General features: G+C 75.7%; 9 protein-coding genes. 2 read left to right on the plus strand and 7 right to left on the minus strand.

The genetic code is table 11. The features are described from left to right. Positions 1-61: 61 nt before the first annotated feature. Entirely contained in the window at positions 62-208 is a 147-nt protein-coding gene (locus ACFWXO_RS09445) for a hypothetical protein (protein ID WP_380522997.1), read from the plus strand. Positions 209-225: 17 nt separating this feature from the next. On the opposite strand, the gene ACFWXO_RS09450 is transcribed toward ACFWXO_RS09445, so the two are convergent. The 4 genes from ACFWXO_RS09450 to ACFWXO_RS09465 form a co-directional block, all read right to left on the minus strand. Beyond that, positions 226-1,269, minus strand: a complete 1,044-nt coding sequence (locus ACFWXO_RS09450; RefSeq protein WP_380522998.1) for a hypothetical protein — start codon at positions 1,267-1,269, stop codon at positions 226-228. Further along, a complete protein-coding gene (locus tag ACFWXO_RS09455; protein ID WP_380522999.1) occupies positions 1,266-2,753 on the minus strand; it encodes a phenylacetate--CoA ligase family protein in 1,488 nt (495 codons plus the stop codon). Before ACFWXO_RS09455 ends, ACFWXO_RS09450 begins: the two co-directional genes overlap by 4 nt. Positions 2,754-2,814: 61 nt before the next feature. Beyond that, positions 2,815-3,015 carry a hypothetical protein gene (locus ACFWXO_RS09460; RefSeq protein WP_380523000.1) on the minus strand — a complete coding sequence of 67 codons (201 nt, stop codon included), beginning with the start codon at positions 3,013-3,015 and terminating at the stop codon, positions 2,815-2,817. 99 nt (positions 3,016-3,114) lie between these two features. Beyond that, positions 3,115-4,725, minus strand: coding sequence for a carboxylesterase/lipase family protein (locus tag ACFWXO_RS09465; RefSeq protein WP_380523002.1), 1,611 nt, complete (start codon positions 4,723-4,725; stop codon positions 3,115-3,117). Positions 4,726-4,963: 238 nt separating this feature from the next. Here ACFWXO_RS09465 and ACFWXO_RS09470 point away from each other — a divergent pair, with 238 nt between their 5' ends. Further along, positions 4,964-5,464 carry an EF-hand domain-containing protein gene (locus ACFWXO_RS09470; protein WP_380523003.1) on the plus strand — a complete coding sequence of 167 codons (501 nt, stop codon included), beginning with the start codon at positions 4,964-4,966 and terminating at the stop codon, positions 5,462-5,464. Positions 5,465-5,549: 85 nt separating this feature from the next. Here ACFWXO_RS09470 and ACFWXO_RS09475 read toward each other — a convergent pair whose 3' ends face one another. Genes ACFWXO_RS09475 through ACFWXO_RS09485 form a run of 3 tightly spaced genes read right to left on the minus strand, consistent with a single transcriptional unit; the run spans position 5,550 to position 9,153 of the window. Then, a complete protein-coding gene (locus ACFWXO_RS09475) occupies positions 5,550-7,940 on the minus strand; it encodes an FtsX-like permease family protein (protein WP_380523004.1) in 2,391 nt (796 codons plus the stop codon). Beyond that, positions 7,937-8,623: an ABC transporter ATP-binding protein gene (locus ACFWXO_RS09480; RefSeq protein ID WP_380523005.1), complete on the minus strand. Its 687-nt coding sequence runs from the start codon at positions 8,621-8,623 to the stop codon at positions 7,937-7,939. Before ACFWXO_RS09480 ends, ACFWXO_RS09475 begins: the two co-directional genes overlap by 4 nt. Next, positions 8,620-9,153 (minus strand): PadR family transcriptional regulator, encoded by a 534-nt coding sequence (locus tag ACFWXO_RS09485; protein WP_380400278.1) that lies wholly within the window; start codon positions 9,151-9,153, stop codon positions 8,620-8,622. The genes ACFWXO_RS09480 and ACFWXO_RS09485 overlap by 4 nt, the downstream gene beginning before the upstream one ends. Positions 9,154-9,324: the final 171 nt, after the last annotated feature.

Genomic DNA, 9,324 nt, shown 5'->3' on the forward strand with positions numbered 1-9,324 from the left:
CACCGGGGGGGGGTATTGCGCCCCCCCGGGGGTGGGGGATGCGCCCCCCCCGGGGGCGGGGGTGCCCCCCGCCCCCGGGCCCAACCCCACCGTGGTGCTCGCCGTGCTGCGCGGGCTGCTGCTGGACCTGCTGGCCGGTGGGGGCGAGGCCGACGCGGCACGGGTGCAGGCCGCCTGGCGGGACTTCCTGGACGCGACCCTCGACTGAAGCCGCAGCCGGGGTGCTCAGAGCATCCGGGCGGTGGTGGGGGCGTCCGCCCCCTGGCGGCGGGCGTCGCGCCGGGCCAGGCCCGGGGTCGGGCCGGTGCCCAGGACCCGGCCGGCGCCGAGGGCCAGCCAGCTGCCGGGCGGGGTGCCCTCGGGTGCGGGCGCGGCCAGCGCGGCCGCGAGTTCGGTGCCGGACGGCGCCGGTGCCGGGCCGGGCCGCCCCTCGCGCCAGCGGGCGGTGGTGCGCTCACCGCCCGTACGCCGCCGCCAGTACAGGTGCTGGGCGACGATCAGCGGCCCGAGCGCGGTCAGCAGCGGGAAGCCGCCGGACAGCGCGCCGAGGGCGAAGCAGGCACTGACGGCGCTGGTCACCAGGACGCCCGTGAGCGCGGCGGACCAGGCCGCCGCCCGGCCGTAGGCCTTCGCCGCGACCAGCGGAAACAGGACCAGCAGCAGCAGGTCACCGAGGCCGAGGCCGACCGGCCGGTCCCCGCCGGTGAGGGCCAGCATCGGCGCGAACGGCCGGTCCTGGACCTGTGCGAAGAAGCGGGCCGTGGTGTCGGTGAGCGTGGTGGCGGCCAGGTCGTACGCGGTGAGCACGGCGGCCAGCGCGGCCGTGTGCCCGGCCCGCAGGCCGCTCTGCGTCCACAGGTTGGCGACCCCGACCACCGCGACGGCGATCAGCAGGCCGCTGCCCGCCCGGGCCCCGCCCGGGTGGCCGGTGAGGGCGGCCAGCGCGGTGGCGGCGGTGCCGGCCAGGGCGGCGGCCCAGGACCACGGCGCGGCCCGCAGCCCGGCGGTGGTGAGCAGCGGGGCGAGGGTGAACTGCACGGCCAGGCACAGGACCAGGCCGAACACGGCGGAGACGGCCGCCCCGGGCAGCGCGGTGTACAGCAGCGGCGCGAGGACCACGCCGGTGCACAGCACGGCGACGTCGCCCCCGGTGTACACCCCGACCGGCGGCCGGGGCATCCGGACCCGGGCCAGGTAGCGGGCCGCGACGGCGATCTCGACGGCGACGGCGGCGCTCAGCGCGGTGAGCGCGAGGGGGCTGACGCTCATCCAACGCCTCCTGGGGTCGGTGGCGCCGGGGCAATGGCGCCCGGTGCCTCGAAGCTGTGCTCGCGCAGGTCGGCGCGGACGGGCGCGGTCGGCGGCATGGTGGCCCGGTCCTCGTGCAGCACGACGGCGGACAGCCGCAGGCCGGCCGCCGCCGCCCGCTCCTCCAGCCGCCCGAGCAGGGCGGTCGCGGGCAGCCGGGGGACCAGCAGGTGCAGCCGGGCCGGGCCGGTCGGCCCCGCGGGCCCCTCGGTGAGCGCGTACCGGGCGGGCAGCGGGACTTCGGGCTCGGCCTCCACCAGGTCGAGCACCTCGCGGGTGGTGACGGCGGTGCTCAGCGGGCCGGACCAGCGGCCGAGGATCCCGGAGGTGGCCGGCAGGTGGGCGAGTTCGCAGTCCGGCGGCCCGTCCGGGAGGCGGACCAGGTCCCCGGTGGCGTACCGCAGCAGCAGGGTGCACTCGCGGTAGGGCACGTACGGGGTGTGCACCACGGTGCCGATCCCGCCCGGGGCGGTCGGTTCCCCGCTGACCGGGTCCAGCACCTCCAGGTGCCCGAACTCGGTGGTGTGGTGCAGATGCCCCTCGGTGCAGGGGCTCGCGCCCGAGGGCAGGATCTCGGTCATCAGGTACGCCGAGGCCACGGCCGCGCCGAACACCGCCTCGGCCCGGCGGCGCAGCGGTGCGGACAGCACCTCGCCGCCGACGCTGATCGACTCCAGCCCGAAGTCGCCGTGCTGCCAATTCTGTTGCTCGGCCTCCTGGACGAGTGCGGCCAGGTAGGAGGCGGAGGTGGTCAGATGGGTGATCTGCGGCGCCCGGCCGGGCAGGCCGAGCGGGGCGGCCAGGCGGTCCAGCGCCAACGCCGGGTCGACGGTGCCGAACTGGACGAAGCCGGCGCCGGCCCGGGTGGTCGACTCCTCGGCGTAGACCAGCGGCAGGGTGGCGCGCGAGCAGCCCGCGTAGGCGACGGTGTGGCGCGGCCGCAGGCCGAGGCCGAGCACGGCGGAGATGGTGCTGAACGCGATGGCGGTCTCGATCTCGGCCCGGGAGAACCACACCGCGGTGGGGGTGCCGCTGGTGCCGGTGGTGAGCGCCATCAGGGCGGGCGAGGCGGCGGCGGAGACGAAGGCGGCGGGCAGCGCTTTCAGCGCCTGCTTGGGGGTGACCGGCACGCGCGACCAGTCCTCGGGCTCCAAGGTCGCCGGATCGAGGTCGAGTTCGGCGAACCGCCGGCGGTAGTAGGCGGTGTGCCGGACGGCGGCGCGGGCGGTGGCGCGCAGGCTGCGCCGGGCCACCTCGCGGCGCAGCTGGGGGTCGACGTGCCCGGCCCGGCCGGGCAGCAGTGCCGAGTCCTCGCCGGGCTCGCCGAACTCGGCGATGGTGTCGACCAGGTCGCGGGCGAGGCGTTCCAGGTCGCCGGGACGGATCCGGCGGTTCGTCAGGATCGCTGCACCGTAGCGCAGTTGACTGATGGCGGTCGCGAACAAGCGGGCTCCCCGGGCCAGGGTCGGACGGTACGCCACCCGGCCCTGGCCGGGGTCGGCCGGATCAGGCCATGTGCAGGAACATCGCGGCGGTGAGGGTGCTGTAGGCGTACTTGAGGTAGTGCTTGACCATGGTCGGTTCCTCCTCCGTGCGGGCGCGCGGCCGTACGGGTCGCGCGCTGCGGTGTCGCCCGCGGCCGAGAAGTGGTCGCCGGGCAGCGGCAGTGTAGGCACGGAGCGGGGTCCCGGAACAGCCCATGTGCATGGGTAATTCCTCGACGATTCACCTCAGTTGTCGGCGGGCGCCGGTGGAGCGGCGCCCGCCGATGATCGACTTCCTGCTGTCACGGCAGAGTCGGTGAGGTCAGAAGTCCAGGTCGGGGAAGTCGTAGCCGTCCCACAGCGCGCGCTCGTCGTCGTGGGGCGCGTACCGGACGCTCGGTTCGAGGTCCCAGATCCGGGTGGCGCGGGAGTCGGGGGTGTAGCACGGCCAGCCCGGCCCGTCGCCGTGGGCGAAGTCCGTCCAGGCCGTCATCATCCGGTCGGACAGCCGGGTGAGCGCGGGCCGCTGCTCGGCCACGGTCTGCGCGCCGCGCGGGAACCGGTCGAGCTGCAGACCGCCGAAGACGAAGGGCAGTTCCAGGGTGTGCGCGGCCCCCAGGTTCTGGGCGGCCGGCAGCCCGGGGACGTACGGCACGTGCCAGTCGAACTGGTAGACGTAGGTGGGCCGCCAGCGGGACTGCGCCTCGGCGAGGCGCAGGGTGGGGATCCGCTCCGTCTGGTCGGTGAGCATCGCGTTGACCACCCGGCCCTCGGGCAGCCCCGGGCGGTTCGCCGCGTACCGGTCGTACATCCGCTGCTTGCGGTCGGCGAGCACGGCGGGGAAGGTCCGGTAGCCGCTCAGCGGCAGGTCCAGCACGGACGGGTTGAACAGCGCCCAGAAGTCGGTCTCGTTCTCGGTGGTGCCGGCCATCACCTCGACGTGGCGGGCACTGCCGGCGGCGACCCGCTCGACCACCGGGCCGGGGATCAGCGAGCCGTCGATCCAGGGGCCGAAGAAGACGGCCGCGGACGGCCCGGACAGGCCGCCCTGGGCGCGTTGCTGGAGTTCCAGGACCTCGCGGGTGGTCAGCCGGTCGAGGTCCGCCACCGCGTGGATGCCGCCGGTCGTGAACACGTGCTCGGCGGCGCGCCGCGCGGAGCCGGCGGTGTGCACCAGGTAGCCCGGGCCGCTCTGCACGACGGCCCGCCGGAACAGCCGCTCCGGGTGGTCGCCCGCCAGCATCGCGCTGATCGAGACGGCGCCCGCGGACTGCCCGAACACGGTGACGTCCGCGGGGTTCCCGCCGAAGGCCGCGACGTGCCGGTGCACCCACTCCAGGGCGGCCAGTTCGTCCCGCAGGCCGTTGTTGCCCGAGCCCGCGTAGGCCGGGTCGAGGCCGCCGAGTTCCGTCCAGCCCAGGATGCCGAGCCGGTAGTCCAGGTTCACCACCACCGCGTCGCCGCGCACCGCCATCCGGCCGCCGTCGAACACCGGCTCCTCGGCGGAGTCCAGTTGGAACGCGCCGCCGTGGAGGAACACCATGACGGGCTTGTGCCCGCCCCCGGTGCGCGGTGCCCACACGTTCAGGTGCAGGCAGTCCTCGACGCCCTCCCCGCCCGCGCCCAGGTCCTCCGGGCAGCCCGGCCTCTCCTCCACCGCCCGCAGCGTGCCGCCCCACGGCTCCTGCGGCCGCGGCGGCCGGAACCGGTTCGCCCCGGTGGGCGCCGCCGCGTACGGAACCCCGAGGAAGGCGCAGCGGCCCTCCTGCGCCACCCCCTCCACCCGGCCCAGCGAGGTCACGGCGCGACACCCGTGCCCCTGCCGGCCGTCGGCCGCCAGGGCCTCCCGGGCCCCCGCCGATCCGGCCGGCGCCAACGCCAGCAGCGTGGCCGCGGCCGTCGCCGCCCACCTCTTCACCCTGTGCACGCGCACCTCCGACTCCGCACCCGCGACCCCCGGCCGGGGCCGCGACGTGACACGGCCCCAGCCTGGCGGGCGGCCTGACGCCGTGTCATAGGCGCGCGGGTGGAGCTGCCCCCCCCCACCCCCGGGTGGAGCGGGTGGAGGCCGACCCGGGCATGTCCTCCGGACCCGAAGGGGTGAACGGCGCTAACGTTCCGTCCGATTCCGATCACGTGCAGCGAACGAAAAGCGAACGAAAGGGGCCACCGTGTCCGACACCGCGAAGCGCCGGATCTTCTCCATGCTCGACACCGACGGCGACGGCGTCATCTCCCACTCCGAGTACCTGGCCCGGGTCGAGCGGGCCGCCGCGGCCGCCGGGCGCGACCGCCACGACCCGCTGGTCCTCGTCGCGCGGGACACCCACGAGGAGGTCTTCCGGCAGCTGTCCGCCGGCCGGGACCAGGGGGTCACCTTCGAGGCGTACAGCTCCTGGGCCGGCCACGACGCCTTCGAGGAGACCTGCCGGCCCGCGCTCGGCTCCCTGTTCGACCTCGCCGACGCGGACGGCGACGGCCGCCTGGACCGCAAGGAGTTCATCCGGCTGCGCACCGCCTCGGGCAATGCGGAGCAGGACGTCGACGCGGCCTTCGACGTCCTCGACGCGGACCGGGACGGCTTCGTCGACCGCGAGGCCTACCTGCTGGGCATCCGGGACTTCCTCACCACCGGCGCCTCCGCGCTGGCCGGCGCCTACGGCTCCGACTGATCGCCGGCGCCGACGCCGGGGAACGCCGAGCGGCTCCTCCCCAGGGCGGGGAGGAGCCGTGGCACGGGCAACGGCAGCGGGGCGGCTACTCGTGCCGCAGGGCGCCGGGGCCCATCAGGCGCAGCAGCTGCGGCAGCCCCAGGACGGTGGTGAGCAGCACCGCGGCGGCCGCGATCGCGGACATGGTCAGCATCGCGCCCCAGTCCACGGCCGCCGAGACGCCGGCCGAGTACTGCAGCAGCGCCCCCATCAGCAGGCCCGCGACGGCCGCCAGCGCCAGGCCCAGGGCCATCGGGATCAGCGTCTGCCACAGCACCGACAGCCCCAGGACGCGCCGGCGGGTGCCGACCGCGTTCAGCACGCCGAGGACGCGGCGCTGCTCCCGGAAGCGTTCCAGCTGGCCGACCAGCAGGCTGAGGGAGACCAGCAGCAGGGTGATCGCCGAACCGGCCGTCAGCAGCCGCTTGACCGCCAGGTAGGTGGGGTCGAGCGTCCGGTCGAGCGGGAACTCGGCGCGGGCCTGCGGGTCGATCGCCATCACGGCGGTGGTCAGCTGCTCCTCGGCGTCCGGCAGCCCGTCGGCGAGCGACACCAGGACGGTCGCGGGCTGCCCGCGCAGGGCGTCGGCGGGGACGGCGGCCGGGGTGAGGAGCAGCAGGCCGGCGCCGATCCGCCCGTTGGGGTCCGCGCCCTCGACGGCCGGGACGGTGGCGGTCGCGGCGGGCAGCGGGAAGGCGGCCGGTTCGCCCGAGCCGCGGAAGTAGGCGGCGTGGACGAGGGTGCCGGGCCGGACCGGTTCGCCGCCCGGCCGCTCCGGGCCCTGGACGGCGAAGGAGTCCCCGTCCCGGCAGTCCGGCAGGGTGGCGAGCTCGCGCAGCACCGCGCAGGGCGCGATCCGGACCTCGGGCAGCTCCCAGGACTTGGCGGTCGCGCTCTCCAGGGAGAACTCGGTGTACGCCGCGGCGGCCTTCACGCCGGGGCTGCGGGTCAGGCGATCGGCGAGCTGCTGCGCCCGGGGCGCACCGCCGGGGAAGGCCACCGACTGCTGGTACGCCCCGGCGGTGACCTGCGGCCGCGACCAGGACTCGTAGCGTGCGCCGATGCCGAGGAAGAGGGTCTGCAGGGCGATCGCCCCGGCGACGGCCACCACGATGCCGCTGACCGCCGCGGCGGCCGGTCCGGAGCCCAACTGGAGACGGCGGACGGCGAGTTGCCAGGACAGCGGGCCGCCGCCGGCCCGCCGGGTGACGGCCTCCACCAGCCAGGGCAGCAGGGTGCAGACACCGACCAGCATCAGCAGCACGCCGAAGGCCACGAGGATCGAGCCCCGGGTGTCGCCCACCGGGTCGAGGACGGCGGTACGCGGGAGGGCGCCCGGCCTGCTCCCCGCGGGCAGGACCAGGGCGAACACCGTCACGGCCAGCCCGGCGAGCGGCAGCATCAGCCGCCAGCCGATCCGGCGCCGGGCGGGGCCGGATCGGCGGACCACGCCGAGCGGGTCGACGGTGGCCCGGCGCATGGCCAGCAGGGTGACGCCGATGCCCAGCAGCGGCACGACCACGGCGATCGCGGCGGCGATCGCGGGCTGGGGCGCGACGTCCTCGGGGTAGAAGCTGAACCCGGCCAAGCGGATCCGGCCGATCAGCTGACGGGCGAGCAGGAACAGCGCCACGCCCGCGACCAGGCCGAGCAGCGCGCCCACCAGGGACTCCCCGGCGGCGAGCCGCGCGGTCATCCGGCGGTCCGCTCCGCCGAGCCGCAGGGCGGCGAGCCGGCGGTCGCGCCGTTCGCCGCCGAAGCGCGCGGCGGCGGCGAGGAAGACGCCGACCGGGGCCAGCATCACCGTCAGACCGACGGCGTTGAGCAGGATCAGCTTGGGATCCATGGGCTTGGGCGGCGAGAAGTGGCCGAACTCGGTGATCCGCAGGGCGCCGGTGTCGACCGAGAGGTGGTCGCCGCCGAGCACGTACGCGGCCTGGCCGGGCCCGAGCAGTCCGGCCGCTCCGATGCTGCCGACCACCGGGTGGGGGAGGCGCTCGCGCAGCAGCCGGTTGGCGGGGCCCGCGAGCAGCTCGGCCAGCGCGGGGGAGACGACCATCTCGCCGGGCCGGGGGTAGCCGGCCACGCCCGGTGGGAGCGCCGCGTGCGGCCCCTCGGGCTGGACGATCCGGCCGCGTACGGGCGTGCCGTGGAAGGTGGTGTCGGCGACGGCGATCAGGACCGTCCGGTCCCCGGGGGCCGGCAGCGCCTCGTCGTCGAAGGTGTCGTTCTGGGTGTACAGCCGCTGGTCGCGGTGGTGCACGATGCCGGGGAAGGAGGCGGTGAACAGCAGCATGGCCACGCCCAGCCCGACGCCCAGGGCGGTCAGCAGCAGCCGGCCCCAGCCGTCCCGCCCGCTGGTGACGGCCAGTCGGACGCCCAGGCCCAGCTGGTCCAGGAACGGCGAGCGGACCTTCGGCCCGTCGGCGGCGCTCACCGGGCGGGGGTCAGGTCGAGGGTGCGGCCGTCCCGGACGACGATCTCCCGGTCGGCGTAGGCGGCGACCCGCACGTCGTGGGTGACCAGCACGACGGCCGCGGCGGTCTCCCGGGCGGCGCGGGTCAGCAGCTTCATGACGCGTTCGCCGTTGAGGGAGTCGAGGGCGCCGGTCGGCTCGTCGGCGAACACCGCCTTGGGGCCGGTGATCAGCGCGCGGGCGGCGCCCACCCGCTGGCCCTGGCCGCCGGAGACCTCGCCGGGGCGCTTGGCGGCGAGGTCCGCGACCTCCAGCCGCTCCAGCCATTCGGCGGCCCGGGCCTCGGCGGCCCTGCGGCGCAGGCCGTTGAGGCGCAGTGGCAGCGCGACGTTCTCCAGGCAGGTGAGTTCCGGGACGAGTTGGCCGAACTGGAACAGGAAGCCGAACTCGGTGCGCCGCAGCGCGCTCAGCCGGGCGTCGGAGTGGGCGGTGAGGTCCTGCCCCTGGTAGCTGATGGTGCCTCGGTCGGGGCGGGTGATGCCGGCCAGGCAGTGCAGCAGGGTGGACTTCCCCGAGCCGGAGGGGCCCATCACGGCGACGAGTTCGCCGGCGGCGACGGTGAGGGAGGCGCCGTCGAGGGCCGGGGTGAGGCCGAAGGACTTGTGCAGGTCCCGGGCCTGGAGCAGGGGTTGGTCGGTGGTCAACGCGGCTTCTCCGTCAGGCGGGTGGTGAGGTCGTCGAGCCGGGCGGCGGTCAGCTCCAGCCAGCGCAGGTCGGCCTCCAGGTGGAACAGGGCGTGGTCGCAGATCAGTTCGTCGGTGAGGTCGCCGTCGAGCTTGCGGCGGGTCAGTTCGCGCATCGTCCGCAGGTGTTCGGCCCGCTGGACGTCCAGCACGTCGGTCGCCGAGCGGCCGGTCAGGATGGCGAGTACGACCTTCTGGTACAGCGTGCTCTGCAGGTACGGCTGGGGGTCCTCCGGTTGGGCGAGCCAGCCGGCGAGGTCGGTGACGCCCGCGTCGGTGATCGCGTACCGCTTGCGGTCCGGGCCGCCGCCGGCCTCGACGCCCTCCACGACGACCAGGCCGTTCTTCAACAGCCGGGAGAGGGTGGCGTAGACCTGCCCGTAGTGCAGGGCGCGGTCGCGCCCGAAGTGGTCGTCGTAGAGCCGTTTGATGTCGTATCCGTGGCGGGGCTGGTCTTCCAGCAGTCCGAGGAGCATCTGTCCGAGTGCCATGATCATCGACTATACACACCGGCTATACATGGTGTGTATAGCGAGGCGTACGACCCCGCACGCGTGCACCCCCCCCCCCGGCGGGGGGGGCAACCCGGGGGCGTCAGGCGCGGGAGAGCCCCACCCCGATCCGGGCGGCCAGAGCGGTCAATGGCCGGCTCGCGGGGGTGG

Origin of the sequence: Kitasatospora sp. NPDC059088 (assembly GCF_042738155.1) — a bacterium.
In the GTDB taxonomy this organism is placed as follows: Bacteria; Actinomycetota; Actinomycetes; order Streptomycetales; family Streptomycetaceae; genus Kitasatospora.

Bases quoted from the DNA above. Each gene is read 5' to 3' on its own strand.
- ACFWXO_RS09450 (WP_380522998.1), bottom strand. From the start codon at position 1,269: ATGAGCGTCAGCCCCCTCGCGCTCACCGCGCTGAGCGCCGCCGTCGCC.
- ACFWXO_RS09460 (WP_380523000.1), bottom strand. From the start codon at position 3,015: ATGCACATGGGCTGTTCCGGGACCCCGCTCCGTGCCTACACTGCCGCT.
- ACFWXO_RS09485 (WP_380400278.1), bottom strand. From the start codon at position 9,153: ATGGCACTCGGACAGATGCTCCTCGGACTGCTGGAAGACCAGCCCCGC.